Source organism: Stenotrophomonas sp. FR024, assembly GCF_047500745.2.
Classification (GTDB): domain Bacteria; phylum Pseudomonadota; class Gammaproteobacteria; order Xanthomonadales; family Xanthomonadaceae; genus Stenotrophomonas; species Stenotrophomonas maltophilia_A.
In genome coordinates, this window is the sequence record NZ_JAXAXM020000006.1 from 146,641 (window position 1) to 166,056 (window position 19,416).

The following is a 19,416-nucleotide window of genomic DNA, read 5'->3' on the forward strand; positions in this document are numbered from 1 at the left end:
TCGAGGTAGAGATGGCCCCCCGCAACCGCCAAGGGCTTTACGACCCGCGCTCCGAGCGCGATGCCTGTGGATTTGGCATGGTCGCCCAGCTCGACGATCAACCATCGCGCCTGTTGGTTGATACCGCCATCGCCGCGCTTTCGCGCATGACCCACCGTGGCGGTGTCGCCGCCGATGGCCTGACCGGCGATGGCTGCGGCCTGCTGCTGCGCCGCCCCGATGCGTTCCTGAAACTGCTGGCCAGCGAAGCCGGCATCGCGGTCGCTGCGCGTTTCGCCGCCGGCCTGGTGTTCCTGCCGCACGACGCCGACGCGGCGCAGGCCTGCCGCGCGCAGCTGCAGGCGCAGGTGGAAGCGGTGGGCTGCAAGGTCGCCGGCTGGCGTGAGGTGCCCACCGATGACAGCGTCTGCGGCCAGCTGGCGCGCGACACGCTGCCGCGCATCGAGCAGGTGTTCGTCGACGCCGGCATCGGCCAGGACGATGCCGGCTTCGCGCTGGCGCTGTTCCTGGCCCGTCGCCGCAGCGAACAGCAGCTGCGCGGACACGCCGACTTCTACGTCACCACCCTCACCCCGGATGCGATCAGCTACAAGGGCATGGTGCTGCCGGACAAGCTCAGCCGTTTCTTCCCGGACCTGCAGCGCCGCGAACTGGCCTCCAGCGCCATCGTGTTCCACCAGCGCTTCTCCACCAACACGCTGCCGCGCTGGCCGCTGGCGCACCCGTTCCGCATGCTCGCCCACAACGGCGAGATCAACACCATCGAAGGCAACCGGCGCTGGGCGCAGGCGCGCAGCAAGGTGTGGAAGACCCCGCGCTTCGACATCGCCGAATTCGATCCGGTCATCTCCATGCACGGTTCGGATTCGCAGAGCCTGGACAACATGCTGGAGCTGATGGTCGCCGGTGGCATGGAGCTGATCCAGGCGCTGCGCATCCTGGTGCCGCCGGCCACCCAGTCGCTGGAATTCAAGGATCCGGACCTGGCGGCCTTCTACGAGTTCCACGGACTGAACAGCGAACCGTGGGATGGCCCGGCCGGCATCGTCGCCTGCGACAGCCGCTACGCCGTATGTACCCTCGACCGCAACGGCCTGCGCCCGGCGCGCTGGATGCTGACCGCCGACCGCCACTTCCTGGTCGCCTCCGAAGCGGGTGTGTGGGAAGTGCCGACCGAGCGCGTGGTGCGCAAGGGCAAGCTCGGCCCGGGCGAGATGATCGCCATCGACCTCAAGCGCGGCGACCTGCTCGACTCCGATGCGGTGGATCGCATCAACCGCGGTCGCGCGCCGTACAAGCAATGGCTGCAGCAGGGCGTGACCTACCTGCAGACCGAACTGATCGACCCGTCGCTGGTGGAGGAACCCTTCGACGAAGGCACCCTGCGCAGCTACCACAAGCTCTACCAGCTCAGCAGCGAGGAAGTGGAACAGGTGCTGCGGCCGCTGGCCGAGACCGAACAGGAAGCCACCGGTTCGATGGGCGACGACACGCCGATGGCGGTGCTGAGCCAGCGCAGCCGTCCACTGTACGACTATTTCCGCCAGGCCTTCGCGCAGGTCACCAACCCGCCGATCGACCCGCTGCGCGAAGACTGCGCGATGTCGCTGTCCACCCAGCTCGGCAAGGAGACCAACATCTTCCATGCCGGCCCGGAGACGGTGAACCACGTCATCCTCAATTCGCCGGTGCTCAGCCAGCGCAAGCTGCGCCAGCTGCTGAAGATGGACCAGTACGTGCAGGCCAACCGCCTGCTCGACCTGTCCTACAGCGAAGACGAGGGCCTGCGTGCCGGCATCGAGCGCATCTGTGCCGAGGCCGAACAGGCCGCGCGCGACGGCATGGTGATGCTGCTGCTGTCTGACCGCTACCCGGTGGCCGGACGGCCGATGGTGCATGCGCTGCTGGCCACCAGCGCCATCCACCATCACCTCTCGCGGCTGGGCCTGCGCTGCGACGTGAATCTCATCGTCGAGACCGGCACCGCGCGCGACCCGCACCACATGGCCTGCCTGCTCGGCTTCGGCGCTACCGCGGTGTATCCGTACCTGGCCTATCAGACCCTGTTCGATCTGGGCCGACGCGGCATCCTCAAGCTCAGCAAGGGCGGTGAGCAGTCGCAGATCGGCCGCCGCTACCGCAAGGGCGTCTACAAGGGCCTGTCGAAGATCATCTCGAAGATGGGCATCTGTACCGTGGCCAGCTACCGCGGCGCGCAGCTGTTCGAGATCATCGGCCTGGAACCGGAAGTCGTGGACCTGTGCTTCCCGGATACCGCTTCGCGCATCGGTGGTGCCGGTTTCGCGCGCCTGGATGCCGACGCACGCGAGCTGTGCGCGCAGGCCTGGGATGCGCAGCAGGACGTGGATGTCGGCGGCCTGCTGAAGTACGTGCACGGCGGCGAATACCACATGTACAACCCGGACGTGGTGACCACCCTGCAGCGCGCGGCGCGCAGCGGCGATCCGCGTGCCTGGCAGCAGTACTGCGATGCCGTGCACGCGCGTCCGCCGTCGGCACTGCGCGACCTGCTGGAACTGGTGCCGGCCGCTGCGCCGACACCACTCGATGACGTGGCGCCGGCCAGCGAACTGTTCCCGCGCTTCGATACCGCGGCGATCAGCCTGGGTGCACTGTCACCTGAGGCACACGAGGCGCTGGCGATTGCGATGAACCGCCTCGGTGGTCGCAGCAATTCCGGCGAAGGCGGCGAAGATCCCGCACGCTATGGCACCGCCAAGCGCAGCAAGATCAAGCAGGTGGCCTCGGGCCGCTTCGGCGTCACCGCCGAATACCTGGTCAATGCCGAAGTGCTGCAGATCAAGGTCGCGCAGGGCGCCAAGCCCGGCGAAGGCGGCCAGCTGCCTGGGCACAAGGTCAACGAGCTGATCGCGCGGCTGCGCTACGCGCGTCCAGGCATCGGCCTGATCTCGCCGCCGCCGCACCACGACATCTATTCGATCGAAGACCTGGCGCAGCTGATCTACGACCTCAAGCAGGTCAACCCGACCGCGCTGGTGTCGGTGAAGCTGGTCAGCCATGCCGGTGTGGGCACGATCGCCGCCGGCGTGGTCAAGGCCGGTGCGGACCTGATCACCATTTCCGGCCATGACGGCGGCACCGGCGCCTCGCCGGTCAGCTCGATCCGTTATGCCGGCGTGCCGTGGGAACTGGGCGTGGCCGAAGCGCACCAGGCGCTGCTGGCCAACGATCTGCGCGGGCGCACCCTGCTGCAGACCGACGGCGGCCTGAAGACCGGCCTGGACGTGGTCAAGGCCGCGCTGCTGGGCGCGGACAGCTTCGGCTTCGGCACCGCGCCGATGATCGTGCTGGGCTGCAAGTACCTGCGCATCTGCCACCTCAACAACTGCGCCACCGGCGTGGCCACCCAGGACGAGCGCCTGCGCGAGAACCACTTCACCGGCCAGCCCGAGCGCGTGGAGAATTTCTTCCGCCTGCTGGCCGAGGAAGTGCGTGGCTGGCTGTCGTACCTGGGTGCGCGTTCGCTGGAAGAAATCGTGGGCCGCACCGACCTGCTGCGGCAGATCGAGGCGGCGCCGCGCGACGGCGTGCGCGTGGACCTGTCACGCCTGCTGGCCGATGCCCGCTACGAGGGCAGTCACTGTGCGGCGCAGCGCCTGTACGAATCGCCGGACAGCCTGGCCACGCAGATGGACGGCCTGCTGGCCCCGGCCATCGAACACAAGCGCGGTGGCGAACACCGCTTCCTGATCCACAACACCGACCGCAGCATCGGCACCCGCCTGGCCGGTGCGGTGGCACGCGCACACGGTAACCAGGGCATGGCCGAGGCGCCGCTGGAACTGCGTTTCCGCGGCAGTGCCGGGCAGAGCTTCGGCGCGTTCAACGTCGGTGGCCTGCACCTGGAAGTGGAAGGCGAAGCCAACGACTACGTCGGCAAGGGCATGGCTGGCGGCCGCCTGGTGGTGCGTCCGCCGCGCGGCGCCCGCTTCGAGGCACGCAGCACCGCGATCATCGGCAACACCTGCCTGTACGGTGCCACCGGCGGTGAACTGTTCGCTGCCGGTCGTGCCGGCGAACGTTTCGCCGTGCGCAATTCCGGCGCGCTGGCGGTGGTGGAAGGCGCCGGTGACCACTGCTGCGAGTACATGACTGATGGCGTGGTGCTGGTACTGGGCAAGGTCGGCCTGAACTTCGGTGCGGGTTTCACCGGCGGGCTGGCCTACGTGCTGGACGTCGACCGCGATTTCGTCGACCGCTACAACCACGAACTGATCGACATCCATCGCGTCTCCGCCGAAGGCTTCGAGAACTACCGCCAGCACCTGCACCGCCTGATCGGCCGCCATCGCGAGCTGACCGGCAGCATCTGGGCGCAGCAGATCCTGGACGAGTTCCGCGACTACATCGGCAAGTTCTGGCTGGTCAAACCGAAGGCCGCCAGCATCGAGTCACTGACCGAAACCCTGCGACGCGCCGCGTAACGGTAGTGCCGGCCGCTGGCCGGCATCCCAGGATCACGTAGTGCCGGCCGCTGGCCGGCAACGTTCCCCCCCGCATTCCAGAGCCCGCCATGAGCCGCAAGCACGCCTTCCAGTTCCTCGACCTGCCCCGCACCATGCCGCAGCGCATTCCAGTGGAACTGCGTACGTCCGGCGACTGGGGCGAGCTGTATGGCAAGTTCGGCAAGGAGGACGCCCAGTACCAGGCCGGCCGTTGCCTGGACTGCGGCAACCCCTACTGCAGCTGGAAGTGCCCGGTGCACAACGCCATTCCGCAGTGGCTGCAGCTGGTGCAGGAGAACCGCATCCACGAAGCCGCCACGCTGTGCCACAGCACCAACCCGTTGCCGGAGGTGTGCGGCCGGGTCTGCCCGCAGGATCGCCTGTGCGAGGGCAGCTGCACGCTGGAGGAATTCGGTGCGGTCACCATCGGTGCGGTGGAGAAGTACATCGTCGATACCGCGCTGGCCAGCGGCTGGCGCCCTGACCTGGGCGCGGTGCAGCCCAGCGGCCACAGCGTGGCGGTGATCGGCGCCGGTCCGGCCGGCCTGGCCTGCGCTGATCGCCTCGCCCGCGCTGGCATTGCCGCCGTGGTCTACGACCGCTATGAGCAGATCGGCGGCCTGCTGCAGTTCGGCATTCCCAGCTTCAAGCTGGACAAGGACGTGATCCACCGCCGCCGCGAAGTGCTGGAGGGCATGGGCGTGCAGTTCCGCCTCGGCGTGGAGATCGGCCGTGACCTGAGCGTGCAGCAGCTGCTGGACAGCCACGACGCGGTGTTCGTCGGCACCGGCGCCTACCGCTACACCGATGGTGGCCTCGACGGCCAGGACCTGAAGGGCGTGCTGCCGGCCCTGCCGTTCCTGGTGCAGAACAGCCGCATCGTTGGCGGCGATGATCCGAAGGGCCGGCCGATTGCCGGCTGGGAAGACACCATTGCCCTGCCCGACCTCAACGGCAAGCGCGTGGTGGTGCTCGGTGGCGGCGATACCGGCATGGACTGCGTGCGCAGCGCGGTGCGGCTGGGCGCGGCCAAGGTCACCTGTGCCTATCGCCGCGACGAAGCCAACATGCCCGGCAGCGCGCGCGAAGTGGCCAATGCCCGCGAAGAAGGCGTGCGCTTCCTGTTCAACCGGCAGCCGCTGTCGATCGAAGCCGGCGCCGACGATGAAGTGATCGGCGTGACCGTGGTGGAAACCCGGCTGGGCGAGCCCGATGCCAACGGCCGCCAGAACGCCGTGCCGATCGAAGGCAGTGAATCGCTGCTGGAAGCGGACGTGGTGATCATCGCCTTCGGCTTCTCGCCGAGCGTGCCGGCGTGGCTGGCCGAGCTGGGCGTGGAAGGCCAGTCCAACGGCCGCATCGTGGCCGGCGGCAAGGACCGCCTGCCATTCCAGACCGCGCATCCGCGCCTGTTCGCCGGTGGTGACGCGGTGCGCGGTGCTGACCTGGTGGTGACCGCCGTGGCCGAAGGCCGCGATGCCGCCGCCAGCATCGTGCGGCTACTGGCCCACTGAGTCCGGTACCAGCAGTGCCGCCAGCAGTGCCCGCAGTGCGTGCGGCTCCACCGGCTTGGCCAGGAAGTGGTCGATGCCAGCCGCACGACAGGCTTCGCGGGTGCTTTCCATCACGCTGGCGGTGAGCGCGATGATCGGCACCTGCGCACGCGCCGGGCAGGCATCGGCACGGATCGCCCGTGCCAGCGCGAAGCCATCCATGCCCGGCATGTGGCAGTCGGTGATGACCAGGTCGAACGGCTGCGCCTGCCATGCTTCAAGCGCCGACCGTCCATCGGTACAGGCGTGGACCTGCAGCCCGAGCGCACACAGGTGCTGCTCCAGCAGATGCAGGTTGGTGGGATGGTCTTCAGCCATCAGCACGCGCGCCGCCGGCAATGGACGCTCGTCCGCAACCGCCGGCGCGGGCGCGGCCACGGGTGCCTCACAGGCATCCAGGTCCAGATCCAGCCACACCGTGGTGCCCTTCCCGGGTGAGCTGCGCAGCTGCAGCTCCGCCCCCATCGAGATCGCCAGCTCACGGCAGATCGCCAGGCCCAGCCCACTGCCGCCGAAGCGCCGCGTGGTCGAGCGCTCCGCCTGGGTATAGGCAGCGAACACCGCCTGCTGGCGCTCCTCGCTGATGCCCACGCCGCTGTCGCTTACCTGCAGGCGCAGTCGCTGGCCCCAGTCGCGTTGCTGCAGTACCTGCACCTGCAGTTCCACGTGGCCGTGCCGGGTGAACTTCAACGCGTTGCCGGCCAGGTTGAACAGGATCTGGCGCAGGCGCAGGCCATCGGCCAGCGATCCCGGCTGCATCTCCGGATCAAGCACCACCTGCAGGTGCAGGCCTCGGCTGGCGGCCACCGGCATCAGCAGCTGCTGCACCGCGCGCACCAGTGCCGCCAGGTCGGTGGGCCGCAGCTGCAGTGGTGCGCCCTCCAGGCGTTGGCTGTGCAGTACATCGTCGAGGATCTGCCGCAGCATCCACGCGGCATCATCGACGGTGGCCAGCACCTGCTGCTGGCGTGGCTCCAGCCTGCTGCCCGCCAGCCGTTCGAGCATGCCCAGCAGCGTGCTCATCGGGGTGCGGATCTCGTGGCTCATCGTTGCCAGGAAGTGCGCCTTGGCCTGTGCCGCCTGCTCGGCCTCGCGGCGCGCTTCGGCCAGCGCGCGGGTACGTGACTGCACCTCACTGACGTCGATCCAGTAGCCGCTCCACTCGACGTCGCTGTCGTCGCAGGACAACGGCCGCCCATGCGAGCGCCCCCATCGCCAGCCCTGTGGCGAGCGGGTGCGGAAGGTGACGTCGATCGGGCCACGCGCCAATGCAGCCATCTCGACGCAGGCCATCACCTGGTTGCGGTCATCCGGGTGGACCGCGGCCAACAATCGCTGGTGATCGATCCGCGCGGTCTCCACGCTGATTCCGAACAGAGCCTGCACGTCCCCGGCGATCTGCGGAAAGCTGTAGTTGCCGCCCGCCGAACGACGCGCCTGGTAGACCACCGCCGGCAGGTTCGCGGTCACCTCCTGCAGGCGCTGCTCCACCCCTCGGCGGCGCACGCTCTCGCGATGGACCCGCCAGTAGCCGAAGGCATGGACCAGCGCCAGGGCGAGCAGGATCAGCGAGGCCGGCACCAGCCAGCGCAGGGGCGACGATGACGGAGCGTTGCGCGGCCGGTCCGGCAGCCAGGCCGCGCGGATCTGATCGCGCTCGGTATCGGTCAGCTGCGACAGCGCCTGTTCGAAGCCGGCGATGACATCGGCGCAGGCGGGCGTGGTCGCCAGCACCAGGGCATCATCGAAACCGGCCGGCGCGGCGATCAGCAGTGCATCGCCCTGGTAGCGGCGCAACGCCGCCTCGACGTCGCCGAGGTTGGCGACCACCGCATCGATCAATCCGGTGCCCAGCAGCGGGAGTGCATCGTCCAGCGCTGCCGGTGGCAGCAGCTGTGCACCCGCTGCCTGCTCGGCCAGCAGCCCCTGCAGCGGCACCCGGCTGGGGCTGGCCACAATGCGTCCACGCAGATCTTCCAGGCCCAGCACCGGCGGCGCATCCTCCCGGCGCACGATCACCTGTGGCAGCTGCAGGTAGGGCGTGCTGACCACCCATCCGGCAGGCAGTTGCGAGCGTGGCCATCCCAGTAGCGCCTGGGTGCCGGCCGGCAGCTCGTCCCGGTCCACGCTGGTGGCCGGCACGGGCAACAGCTGCAGTGGCCGTTGCCCGCCCAGCAGCTTCAGGTACGCCGCGCCGAGCCCCCGGGCTTCGCCCTGTTCGCTGGACGACAAAGGAGCACGGTCGGACGGCCAGGCGATGCGCAGCGGTGTGCTGCAGCCCGTGGCGGAGGCCGCGGCAGGCAGCAGCAGGCTGGCCATGACAGCAATGGCTGCCGGGAAGCCGGCGACATTCACGGTAGGCATCCTCATCTCGCGGGCGGAAGGAACGGCCGCGCTGCGGTACCGCTGCCTGCCACGCTATCGACGCGCGGGCCGACGGCAATGAAGAAAGTTGTAAAAGCATCCAGATGGGGGAATGCCGACATACACTGCCGCCTTCACCCGTACCTGCGGAGCGTTCGATGCGCATCGGCCTGGCTGCCAACCGTCTTCATCACCACGACGCGCGCGCTGCGCTGTTCCGTTGGCTGCGCAGCAGCGAGGCCGGCCTGCGCGAGCTGGGCGTGTCGCTGCATGCGGTCGGCCGCACCCATGACGCAGTCGAACGGCAGGGCTTCCTGACCGGGTACGCGGGCCTGCACCGTTATCCCTACGGACGCGAGGGTGGCCTGATGAAGCTGGTCGCCGAAGTCGTTGGCATGGGTCCGGATCGGACACTGGATGGCGCGATCTACCTGATCGACCCGGTCGATCCATCCTCGGTGTTTCCGGAAGCAACCGCGCTCAAGCGGCAGTGCGTGATCCACGGCAAGCCGTTCATTTCGACCGTGGCCACCGCACGCGACTGGGTGGAGGTGGAGCGCGTCCACGCCGGGCTGGCAGCCGATGCCGGCGCCGACGACCTGCATGCGTTCGAAGGCCAGACGCTGGCGCTGATCGCGCACGATGCGATGAAGCCGGCGATGCTGGCCTTCGCCGATGAGCACTTCGATGTGCTGGCCCGGTTCGGTGAGCGGGTGGCCACCGGGACCACCGGCCAGCGTTTGAACGAGCTGGCCTGGAGCCGGGGCTGGCCGCGTGATACGCCGTGGGTGACGCGCTACCAGAGCGGTCCGATGGGCGGTGATGCGCAGATTGCCGACCGGGTGCTGGAGGGGCGTTGCCAGCGCGCGATCTTCTTCGAGGATCCGCATGTGGCGCGCCAGCATGAGGCGGATATCCAGCTGCTGGAGCGCGCGGTGACGACGGTGACCGATCAGGCGGTGTGCATCACGGCGCCGCGGGTGGCGGCGCGGTGGGCGGCGGCGGTGGCGCTGCGGGCGGGGTGAGGGTTTCGGCCAACGGCTGAGCCCCTCGTGGTGGGTCGTTCAGATCAGAAGCCGTGCTTGGCCGGGTGGGGTGGATTGCGCAGGGGTCGCTGCAAGTCCCCCTCCGGGGCCCGGCCCAGCCGCTGGCGGCTGTGCGTTCAGGCGCTTGCGAAGCAGTGCTTCGCAAGCAAAGCGCCTTCACCCTTGTAAGCTCGATGGCGCCATCCATGGCGCCAACGCCCCTGCATGGCTCACCCGCCCGGCCTCAGACAGTTTCCGTGCGTGTCCAGCCACGGAAGAGAGAAAGAAGAGCAAGAGCGGAAGCGGGTCGCGCGCTGTGTGCGCTTCTGTAGAGTCGAGCTTGCTCGACTGCTCAGCACGCGGTCTTGAGTGAAGCCCCTTCTGTTGAAGGGGCGCGCCGAAGGCGGGGGTAGAGGAAGAATGCGTGGGCAACTGCTGTAGCGCGCGCGCTACAGCAGTTGCCGGAGCATGGCCTTCAGGCGTCGCCCTTCCAGCTGGAAGTAATCGCGCTGTTCGCGCCAGGCGGGGAAGCGTTGTTCCACTTCGTGCCAGAACGCGGGTGAGTGATTCGGCTGGATCAGGTGGCAGAGTTCGTGCACCAGCACGTACTCGAACGCCTCGGATCGGCCCAGCACCAGCGCCAGGTCCAGTGCCATGCTGCCATCCGGGGCAAGTGAGCCCCATTGCGAGGACATCACCTTCAGACGCAGGCGGCTGGGTGCGCGCGGCAGGGTGGGCAGGTACTTCGGCAGCCAGCGGCCGACGTCGGCGCGGGTCTGGGCTTCGTAGAACTCGCGCAGCAGGCGGCGCAGGGTGGCATCACCGCCGCGGGTCGGCCACTGCACGCAGGCGCCGTGCGCGTCGATCTCCAGGCGCGCGTAGCGGCCTTCCTGCCAGCGCAGCGGCAGCAGTTCGCCACGCAGGGGCAGCACGCCGTCTTCGCCGGGCTGCAGCGGTGCCGGCAGGCCCTGGCCCTGGTACTGGCGCAGCTGCAGCGCCAGCCAGTCGCGATGCTGTTCCAGGAAGCGTTCGCCCATCACCAGGCTTGCGCGCGGCGGCAGGGTCAAGCGTGCGCCGCGCTCGTCCACGCTCAGCTTGATGCGGCGCGCACGTGGATCGCGCACGCGCAGCACCTCGATCTCGGCATCCTCCAGGCGCAGGCGAACGGTGTCGCGCTGTACGGTGGCGGGCGGGGTCGGGCTGATCAGGCGGCGCAGCAGACGGCTCATGCGCCCAGCATAGCGCCGCTTCGGGCCGCCGGATGACCGGCGGCCGTCGGGCTGCCTGTTCAGTCAGCCTTGCTGAGCTTGAAGGCTTCTTCCAGCAACAGGAACAGGCGGCGGATCTCGGCGCTCTGCAGGGCGAAGCGGGCGTCGAACTCGGCGCGGCGGCCGTCTTCGTCGGCATGCTCCAGCTGGTCCAGGGCGCCGTCGAGGAACTTCAGCTTGCGCACGATCAGGTCGTCGCCGATCACGAAGGACAGGTTGTCTTCGAAGATCAGCGCCAGCTTGGTCACCTGCTTGCCGGCGTCCAGGTGCTTGTCGATCTCGTCGCAGCGCAGTTCCTGGTGCTGGCACTTGACCACCGCGCCACCTTCCACCGGGTCCTTCATCTCGCACTCTTCGCCCAGGCTCAGCCCGGTCGGTAGCGGCTCGCCGGCGATCCAGCCGGTCAGGATCGAACGCGGTGCGACTTCGGCATTCAGCGGCATCGCCGGGAAGCTGCCGAGCAGGCCGCGGATGTCGGACATGAAGTACTCGCCGGTCTTGCGGCTGGAGGTATCCACCGCCACGTAGCCGTGCTGCAGGTCGATGAAGGCGTCGTTGCGCGAGGACTTCACGAAGGCGCGCGGCAGCAGTTCATGCAGCAGGTCGTCCTTCATGCGCTTGCGCTCGCGGCCACCCGGGCGGCGGCCTTCCTTCTCCTCGATCTCTTCCAGCTTGCGCTCGAGCAGGTCGTTGACCACCGCCGCCGGCAGGATCTTGTCCTCGCCGCCCACGGTCAGCCACAAATGTTCGGCGATGCGGTGGGAGAGCAGTTCCTTCTCCTCGCGGCCGAATGGCGAGATGAAGCCGCGCGAATTCATTTCCAGCGCGCCGACCGGCTTCAGCAGGGCGTGCGGCAGCAGGGTGTCGACTTCGGAAAAATCGGTGGTGGTCGGGAAACGGAAGAACGTCAGGTTGCGAAAGAACATGGAATTCCGGATGGCAAAGAGGAAGGGCGACCGACCTTAGACGGTGGGCGTCTCGGGATCTGCGTCGGCGTCGGCCGGGGAGCCGGCCAGCCAGGCATGGGCGTCGGGCAGCGGCGCGTCGTCGCGACGGCCCAGCGCCATGAAGTCGAACAGGGTGGTGTCGGCCAGCTGCGAGGGCCGGACTTCACCCATGGCACGCGCGATCTGCTCGATGCGGCCCGGGTGGTCCTTTTCCCACTGCTTCAGCATCAGGCCGACCTGGCGGCGCTGCAGGTTCTCCTGGCTGCCGCACAGGTTGCAGGGAATGATCGGGAACTGGCGTGCCTGTGCGTACTCGACGATGTCGCTTTCGCGCACATAGGCCAGCGGCCGGATCACCACGTGCTTGCCGTCATCGCTGCGCAGCTTCGGCGGCATGCCCGACAGCTTGGCGTGGTGGAACAGGTTCATGAAGAACGTGGCCACCATGTCGTCGCGGTGGTGGCCCAGCGCGATCTTGGTGAAGCCATGGAGTTCGGCGTAGTTGTACAGCGCGCCACGACGCAGCCGCGAGCACAGCGAACACATGGTCTTGCCTTCCGGGATGACCCGGCTGACCACCGAATAGGTGTCCTGCTCGATGATGTGATACGGCACGCCCAGGCCTGCCAGATATTCCGGCAGCACGTGCTCGGGGAAGTCCGGCTGCTTCTGGTCCAGGTTCACCGCCACCAGCTCGAACGGCACCGGCGCCTTCTTCTGCAGCTGCAGCAGCACGTCCAGCAGGGTGTAGCTGTCCTTGCCGCCGGACAGGCAGACCATGACCTTGTCGCCGGCCTCGATCATGCCGAAGTCGGCAATCGCCTCGCCGACCTGGCGGCGCAGGCGCTTGGCCAGCTTGTGCTGCTCGCGCTCGGCCACGCGCGGATCACGGGCGGCGCGCGGCTGGGGATCGGGAAGGGAAATCACGGCACTCATGGGTTCCATTCTAACGGCTCGGAGCGGCCACGGCCGGGGGTCGGAATTCCCCTCTCCCGGCAGTCATCATCGCTGTGTATGCTCGGAGGCTGTGGACACCTACAGCCCCGCCGAGATCGTCGAGCACCTCGCCGCCCTGCGCGCCGAGCACCGCCTGCTGGATGAACAGATCACCCGCATGGCCGCCAATGGCGAGGACGAGCTGGAAGCCAAGCGCCTGAAGCGGCGCAAGCTGCAGCTGAAGGACTGCATCGCCAGGCTGGAAAGCCTGCAGATTCCCGACGAACCGGCCTGAGCGGTGGCCCATCCACGCATGGCGTGGATCTACTGCTTCGCCCCGGTAGATGCCAACCTTGGTTGGCATGCCTTTCGCCGGGCACGGCCCGGCGCTGCCTTCAATCCTGCGGCGCAGGCTCGTCCGGGCGTGCCGCTTCCGGGCTGACCCGTTCGATGGTGTGGCGCAGCTCGCGGCCGAGGATGAACTTGGCATCCTTGGCCCAGGCGTCCAGGCGTTCGTCGAACAGCAGCTTGCTGTTCTCGTCCGGCCACACCAGGCGCAGCTCGCGCAGCTTCTGGATGAAACCACGGAACAGGGACTTGTCGAAGAACTCCGGTGCCGCCGGTGCGTAGAGCAGGCTCAGCCGCTGCGCGGCCTGCTGGCACAGGCTTTCCAGCTCGGCCGCGCCGAGCACGCCCGGGCCGTTCTTCACCAGTACCGAGATGGCGATGTAATAGCGCTCGAACGCCTGCTGCAGCGAATGGCCGATCGCACGCAGGCGGAACACCTCGTCGGTCTGCCCGGTGTTGCGCGCGAGGATGCCGCCATCGTCATCGTTGACGTTCTGCAGCAGGCCTTCGCGCACGAACACATCGATGGTCCGGTCGATGCGCTGGGCGAACTCATCCTCGCTCCACGGCAGGAACAGCTCGGCCTGCAGGAACGGGTATACCGTACGGCCCAGCTGGACCAGGCCGGTGCGGCTCATGCGGCGGTTGTTCTGGAAGCAGCAGGCCACCCACGACGAGGCGGTGAACAGGTGCACCACGTTGTTGCGGAAGTAGCTGAGCAGCACCGCGGTATCGCCGCTGACGCTGAGCACGTCACCCAGCGGGTGCTTGATGCGGGTGAGGACGTTGATTTCTTCGGCATGGGCGATGATCCGCTCCGGCGAGTGCGGGGTCACCGTCACCCGGTCCGAATACGGCATCTCGACCAGCAGGGTCTTGCACAGCTCGATCTGCGCGATCAGGTCGGCCTCGCCCATCGCGTGCTTCGGCGTGGACAGCAGGGCCAGCGCCAGCAGGTTGATCGGGTTGACGTCGGCGGCGCCGTTGATACGCACCTGGATGCGTTCGGCCAGCGTATCCACCGTGGTCGACAGCCACGCCGGCTTCTCGTCCTCGGACACCGCCTCGCCCTTCCACTCCGGCGCCTTCTCGGCGAGCACGTCGTTCAGTGCGATCGGCTCGCCGAAGTTCACCACCACCTGGCCGTAGTTCTGCTTGAGCACCTTGGGGATGCCCCACAGCAGCGACCAGATCGATTCCTTTTCCTTCGGCCGGCCGGACAGTTCGTCCAGGTAGCTGCCGCCCTCCATCAGCTTCTCGTAGCCAATGTAGATGGGCTGGAACAGCACAGGCTTGCGCGGCTGGCGCAGGAACGCGCGCAGCGTCATCGAGATCATGCCGCCCTTGGGCTGCAGCAGTCGGCCGGTACGCGAGCGGCCGCCTTCGACGAAGTACTCCAGCGAGTAGCCACCGGCCACCAGCTGCGCGACGTATTCGCTGAGCACCGCCGAGTACAGCGCGTTGCCACGGATCGAGCGGCGGATGAAGAACGCACCGCCCTTGCGCAGCAGGGTGCCGACCACCGGCAGGTTCAGGTTGATGCCGGCCACGATGTGCGGCGGCACGATGCCACGGTCGTACAGCAGGTAGGACAGCAGCAGGTAGTCCATGTGGCTGCGGTGGCTGGGCACGTAGACCACTTCGTGGCCCGGCGCGGCGGCCTTGAACTTGTCCAGGTGGTGCACCAGCACGCCCGCATAGATGCGGTTCCACACATGGCTGAGCATGAAGCTGGCCGAGCGCACCACCGGGCTGGAATAGTCCGCGGCGATTTCCCAGGCGTAGGCGTGTGCCTTCTTCCAGGCATCGGCCGGCTTCGAATTGTCGCGCTTGGCCTGTGCGGCGATCGCTTCGCGCACCGGTTCGGCGGCCAGCACCTGGTCGACCAGCAGGCGCCGCGTCGACAGGTCAGGGCCGATCACCGATTCACGGATGCGGCGGAAATGGGTACGCAGCACGCGCTGCAGCTTGCGCACCGTGCGCTCCGGCTCCAGGCCTTCGTCCACGGTGCTGCGCAGCGAGATCGGCGGGGCAAAGCGGACGATGGTGCTGCGGCCGTTGAGCAGCACCGCCAGCAGGCGGCGGAAGCGGCCGACCAGCGCCCAGTTTTCCGAGAACAGCACGGCGAACCAGCCGCTCTGCTTGTCCGGCGCGCGGCCGACGAAGATCGACACCGGCACCAGGTGCACGTCCAGGTCATCGCGCACGCGGTGGGCCTGCAGCACCTTGGCCAGCGAATCGGAGTGGGTCTTGGCGCCGCGCTGTTCGGGAATCAGCGAGTTGCTGGAGCTGCGCCGCGACAGCGCCAGGTAGGCGCGCTTGCGGCCGGTCGGGTCACCGGCCAGCGGCACCAGCGGCGACGGCAGGCCGGCCTGGCGGCAGGCCTTGTCCAGGATCAGCGCATTGGACAGGCCGTAGTCTTCCAGCACGTACATGACCGGGCGGCCATCGTTGTACTGGCCCGGGTCTTCCGGTTCGATCTTCAGCGACAGCCACGGCTCGACCAGGCGGCCGAGCAGGCGAGCCCACAGCGGGCGGCGGCCGGCCGGACGCGCGTGCGCGGGCGGCGGTACCGGGTTCGGGCCGGTACCGGTCGAGGGGGACGCCGGCACCGTATCGGCGGGCGTCGACTGGGATTCTTCGCCGGGGAACGGCAGCGGGTTCTGTTTCGACATCGGCGCCATTATGGCTTAGGCGGCGGCGTTGCCGCTTCCCCACCCTCGGCGGGGGCTTCAGCCGGTGACGGCGACGCAGCGGCGCGGGCCGCGTCGGCCTTGCGCAGCAGCGCGTCGGTGTCGGCCAGGGTGCGGGTCAGGTACCAGTGGCCCTCGCGGCGGCTCAGCGGCAGCTGCAGGGTCATCTCGCGCCCCGCCAGGTCGTAGTGCAGGCGTACCAGCGCATTGTCGCCCTCCACCGAGAGCAGCTCGCCCCGCACGCTGCGCAGCGCGTCATCCACGCCCAGCCCGTAGCTGCCCAGCACCGCCTTGAGGGTATGGATGAACGGCGCCAGCTGCTGCAGGCTGCCTTCCATGCCCGCGGCCTGCAGGTCGGCCTCATCGTCGAAGCCAACCTTGCCGGCGGCACTCACCAGCGCGGCGATCGTGCTGCGTGCACGCGCACGGTCACTGATCGGCGCGCCCTGCGCCCAGCTGGCAAGGGTTTCCACCAGGGCGATGTAATGGGCCTGCTGGCCGGGCGTATAGCCCTTCTGGTGGCGCAGGTACTGCACGCCGAAGTTGCCCATCGACTGCGCCGCCTGGCGTACCGCGCTGGCCTGGCCTGCCAGCTGGCGGTCGAAGCTGCGTTGCAGTTCGGCACCGGCATTGGGCGTGCGCAGTGCGGCCAGCATCGGCAGCAGCTGGTCGCCCAGTGGCAGTTCAGTCAGCGGCCACTGGCTATGGCCCTCGGCCCAGGCCTGCTGCAGGCGCTGGTACTGGCTGGGCGGAACCGACAGCTTTGCATAGCCGACCAGATCGTCCTCGGCCAGGCGCAGGGCCATCGCCTGCACCGCCGCGACCGGCTCGGCCGCCGGCTTGGCCGGATCGTTGACCGATTCACGGCACGCGGCCACGGCCAGCAACAGCATGGCTGCCAGCCCCCATCCACGCGCAGACCTTCCTCGCACTGCCACGCTCATGCACTCGGACTCCCCGGACCGGTCCGCATCTTGCGGCCTGCGAGGTGACAGCGGCAAGCCGGGACGTCACGGTTTCCGCGGTTGCTTGTGCAAGTCACTGATCGGAATAAAAAAAGAGCCGGGATCACGAGGATCACAGGCTCTTCAAGCCGGCGCAGGGCCGGTGGACAGTGTTGTGGCACATGTCCGGTCCGAGGACCGGATGGCGGCGATCCTACGCTGCCCTTCAAGTTAAGGCAACACTTCACGTAGTGTCATATAAATCATTGATTTTATTGAGTAGCCTGATGCCTTGCGCCGGGGCCATGAAATCTACGGCAGGTTTCGCGGCGATTCGGGCACAACCGGTCCTTCGGCGGATGCAAAAACGCCATCCCGCGCGGGTCGGGATGGCGTTCGGGCCTGCAGACTGCGCAGCGGAATCTCAGCGCGTAGCCAACGCCGACGCGATTTCCTGCTGGATGGCCCGGGCCGCAGCCTGCGGATCGGCGGCCAGGCGGATCGGGCGACCGACCACGATGGCATCGGCGCCATCGGCAAAGGCCTGGGCCACGCCAACGGTACGCTTCTGGTCATCGCCGACCGGGCCACCGGGGCGGATGCCCGGGCAGACGATCGAGAACCCGGCGCCGGTAGCGGCGCGGATCGGGCCGGCTTCCTGGCCCGAGGCGATCACGCCATCGATACCGGCCGCCTGCGCGGCCAGCGCGCGCTCGACCACCACGTCCACCGGCTCACGGTCGATGCCCATCTGCGCCAGGTCCGGGCGGCCCATCGAGGTCAGCACGGTCACCGCCAGCAGGCGCATGTCGCTGCTGTTGGCGGCGGCGCAGGCTTCCATCATCGCCGGGTGCCAGCCGTGGATGGTGGCGTAGCTGACCGGCCACTGCGACAGGCGCTTGATCACCGCCGCGGCGGTGGCCGGGATGTCGAAGAACTTCAGGTCGACGAACACGCGCTTGTCGCGGCGGGCCAGCTCGTCCAGCACCTGGAAGTACTCGCCGGAGGCGAGCAGTTCCATGCCGATCTTGTAGAACGCCACGCTGTCGCCGAGGCGGTCGACCCACTCCAGCGCCTGCACGCGGTCAGGCACGTCCAGCGCGAAGATCAGGCGCTCGTCATCGCGCAGCGGCAGCGGCGCGCGGCTCACGGTGCGTAGTCCAGGGCGGCGCGCTTGGCGTCGTGGCGGGCCTGGCGCGACTGGCTGTAGTCGTTGTTGAACTGCGCCGGCTCGAAGCCGCCGTAGGTCGGGTTCGGCAGCATCCACCAGCGCTCGCCGAACCAGTCGTGGTACTGCTGCAGCAGCGCGTCACGACCGTCGTTGGTGTTGGCGGTCACTTCGACGAAATCGCCCAGCTGGTCGCCGAACTGCATCAGCACGCGGTATTTCTGCCCGGCCAGGCGGCGGCGGCAGTTCTTCTCGCTGCCGGCCTGCTCGCAGCCTTCGACCACGGTGCCCAGGCCCAGGAACACGCTGTCATCGGCCACCGGCAGGCCCTGCTCGCGCAGGTTGGCCAGGGTTGCGTCCTTCAGGTGCACGGCGCGGTTGGAGATGTACAGCAGGGTCACGCCCTTGGCGTTGGCGGCCTTGGCGAAATCAACCACGCCCGGAATGGCCTTGGCCTTCTTTTCGGCCACCCACTGGTCCCAGGTCAGCTCGTCGTATTCCTTGCCGTCGCGCACCAGGCGCGCCTGGTAGGGCGAGTTGTCCAGCACGGTCTCATCCACGTCCAGCACCACGGCCGGCTTCAGGCCCTTGGCCTCGTTGCCGCGTTCTTCCGGCACCAGCGCATCCCAGTGGGCTTCCTTCAGCGCGGCATCCAGGTGGTCGGCGGCGGCACGGTAGGTCTGTTCGGTGATCGCCTTGTACTCCTGCGCGCGCTGCATCCACAGCACCGCATTGAGGTTGTCGTTGGCAGTGGCATCGAGCGTGCCGTCGGCCTTGGCAGCGGCGGCCGGGGCCTCCGGTGCAGCGGCTTCGGCGGCAGGCGCATCCACGCGCTTGCAGGCGGACAGGCCCAGCGCCGCAGTGGCGAGCAGGGTCAGGGACAGGGAAACGGGACGACGCATGGATTCACCGGCAATCAGATATACCGGCGCATTTTACCGGCAAAGGCGGTCCCGGGACGGCTATGCTTGGCGGTTGACCCGTTGCCCTTCCGGAGGCCGCCATGACCGATTCCACCCAGACCCCCGACGTCCCCCTGCTCGACGCCGTGCAGGCCCGCCTGCTGGGCTGCCTGGTGGAGAAGGAGGCAACCACCCCGGACACCTATCCGCTGACGGTCAACGCCGCCCAATCGGCCGCCAACCAGAAGACCGCCCGCGAGCCGGTGATGAACGTCGATGCCGGCAGCGTGCAGCACGCGCTGCGCCAGCTGGAAACACTGGGCCTGGCCCGCCAGCACTTCTCCTCGCGCGCAGACCGTTACGAGCACCGCCTGCAGGCCGCGCTGGACCTGACCCGGCAGCAGACCGTGCTGCTGGCGATGCTGCTGCTGCGTGGGCCGCAGACCCTGGGCGAACTGGTCACGCGCAGCGAGCGACTGCACCGCTTCGCCGACGCCGACGAAGCCCGCCACGCCATCGAGCGCCTGCAGCAGCGCGCGCTGCTGGTGGTGCTGCCGCGCGCCAGCGGCCAGCGCGAAGACCGCTACATGCACCTGCTGTGCGGTGAAGTGGACGGCGCGGCGCTTGCGGCCAAATACGCCAGCAGCGGCGGTGGCAGCGACGCGGCCGATCCGGGCCTGGCCGAGCGCGTGGCCCAGCTGGAAGCGGCCGTGGCCGAGCTGCAGGCGCAGCTGGCCGAACTGCGCGGCTGATGGTGGGTGCCGGCCAGCGGCCGGCACTA

The 19,416-nt window shown here is 68.4% G+C and carries 13 protein-coding genes; 5 read left to right on the forward strand and 8 right to left on the reverse strand.

Features of this window, described 5'->3' with window-relative positions; all coding sequences use genetic code 11:
* Positions 1–11 precede the first annotated feature (11 nt).
* Positions 12–4,466 carry a glutamate synthase large subunit gene (gene gltB, locus ACMZ91_RS09115; protein ID WP_414577264.1) on the forward strand — a complete coding sequence of 1,485 codons (4,455 nt, stop codon included), beginning with the start codon at positions 12–14 and terminating at the stop codon, positions 4,464–4,466.
* Positions 4,467–4,555: 89 nt separating this feature from the next.
* A complete protein-coding gene (locus ACMZ91_RS09120) occupies positions 4,556–6,001 on the forward strand; it encodes a glutamate synthase small subunit GltD family protein (protein WP_014035469.1) in 1,446 nt (481 codons plus the stop codon).
* Here ACMZ91_RS09120 and ACMZ91_RS09125 read toward each other — a convergent pair.
* Positions 5,987–8,395, reverse strand: a complete 2,409-nt coding sequence (locus tag ACMZ91_RS09125; RefSeq protein WP_414577297.1) for an ATP-binding protein — start codon at positions 8,393–8,395, stop codon at positions 5,987–5,989. The genes ACMZ91_RS09120 and ACMZ91_RS09125 overlap by 15 nt on opposite strands.
* Positions 8,396–8,562: 167 nt before the next feature.
* On the opposite strand from ACMZ91_RS09125, the gene ACMZ91_RS09130 reads away from it, so the two are divergent.
* Positions 8,563–9,429 carry a methylglyoxal synthase gene (locus ACMZ91_RS09130; RefSeq protein ID WP_414577262.1) on the forward strand — a complete coding sequence of 289 codons (867 nt, stop codon included), beginning with the start codon at positions 8,563–8,565 and terminating at the stop codon, positions 9,427–9,429.
* Positions 9,430–9,878: 449 nt separating this feature from the next.
* Here the strand turns inward: ACMZ91_RS09130 and ACMZ91_RS09135 are convergent, their stop codons facing one another.
* Genes ACMZ91_RS09135 through ttcA form a run of 3 tightly spaced genes read right to left on the reverse strand, consistent with a single transcriptional unit; the run spans position 9,879 to position 12,580 of the window.
* The gene (locus ACMZ91_RS09135; RefSeq protein ID WP_032128692.1) at positions 9,879–10,658 is read right to left on the reverse strand and encodes a M48 family metallopeptidase; all 780 of its coding nucleotides are present in this window, start codon (positions 10,656–10,658) and stop codon (positions 9,879–9,881) included.
* 59 nt (positions 10,659–10,717) lie between these two features.
* Complete coding sequence (locus ACMZ91_RS09140; protein ID WP_005411825.1) at positions 10,718–11,623, reverse strand: recombination-associated protein RdgC; 906 nt, start codon at positions 11,621–11,623, stop codon at positions 10,718–10,720.
* A gap of 36 nt (positions 11,624–11,659) precedes the next feature.
* A complete protein-coding gene (gene ttcA, locus ACMZ91_RS09145; RefSeq protein WP_180862782.1) occupies positions 11,660–12,580 on the reverse strand; it encodes a tRNA 2-thiocytidine(32) synthetase TtcA in 921 nt (306 codons plus the stop codon).
* A gap of 91 nt (positions 12,581–12,671) precedes the next feature.
* Here ttcA and ACMZ91_RS09150 point away from each other — a divergent pair, with 91 nt between their 5' ends.
* On the forward strand, positions 12,672–12,875 hold the full coding sequence (locus ACMZ91_RS09150; protein WP_005421068.1) for a YdcH family protein: 204 nt from the start codon (positions 12,672–12,674) through the stop codon (positions 12,873–12,875).
* A 100-nt stretch (positions 12,876–12,975) separates the two neighbouring features.
* On the opposite strand, the gene plsB is transcribed toward ACMZ91_RS09150, so the two are convergent.
* The 4 genes from plsB to ACMZ91_RS09170 form a co-directional block, all read right to left on the reverse strand.
* Positions 12,976–15,612 (reverse strand): glycerol-3-phosphate 1-O-acyltransferase PlsB, encoded by a 2,637-nt coding sequence (gene plsB / locus ACMZ91_RS09155; RefSeq protein WP_032128690.1) that lies wholly within the window; start codon positions 15,610–15,612, stop codon positions 12,976–12,978.
* Positions 15,612–16,565 (reverse strand): hypothetical protein, encoded by a 954-nt coding sequence (locus tag ACMZ91_RS09160; RefSeq protein WP_414577259.1) that lies wholly within the window; start codon positions 16,563–16,565, stop codon positions 15,612–15,614. The genes plsB and ACMZ91_RS09160 overlap by 1 nt, the downstream gene beginning before the upstream one ends.
* Before the next feature lie 424 nt (positions 16,566–16,989).
* Positions 16,990–17,715 (reverse strand): orotidine-5'-phosphate decarboxylase, encoded by a 726-nt coding sequence (gene pyrF, locus ACMZ91_RS09165; RefSeq protein WP_032128688.1) that lies wholly within the window; start codon positions 17,713–17,715, stop codon positions 16,990–16,992.
* Positions 17,712–18,635: a 5'-nucleotidase, lipoprotein e(P4) family gene (locus ACMZ91_RS09170; protein ID WP_049461551.1), complete on the reverse strand. Its 924-nt coding sequence runs from the start codon at positions 18,633–18,635 to the stop codon at positions 17,712–17,714. The genes pyrF and ACMZ91_RS09170 overlap by 4 nt, the downstream gene beginning before the upstream one ends.
* 101 nt (positions 18,636–18,736) lie before the next feature.
* Here ACMZ91_RS09170 and ACMZ91_RS09175 point away from each other — a divergent pair, with 101 nt between their 5' ends.
* Complete coding sequence (locus tag ACMZ91_RS09175) at positions 18,737–19,387, forward strand: YceH family protein (RefSeq protein ID WP_032128686.1); 651 nt, start codon at positions 18,737–18,739, stop codon at positions 19,385–19,387.
* Positions 19,388–19,416: the final 29 nt, after the last annotated feature.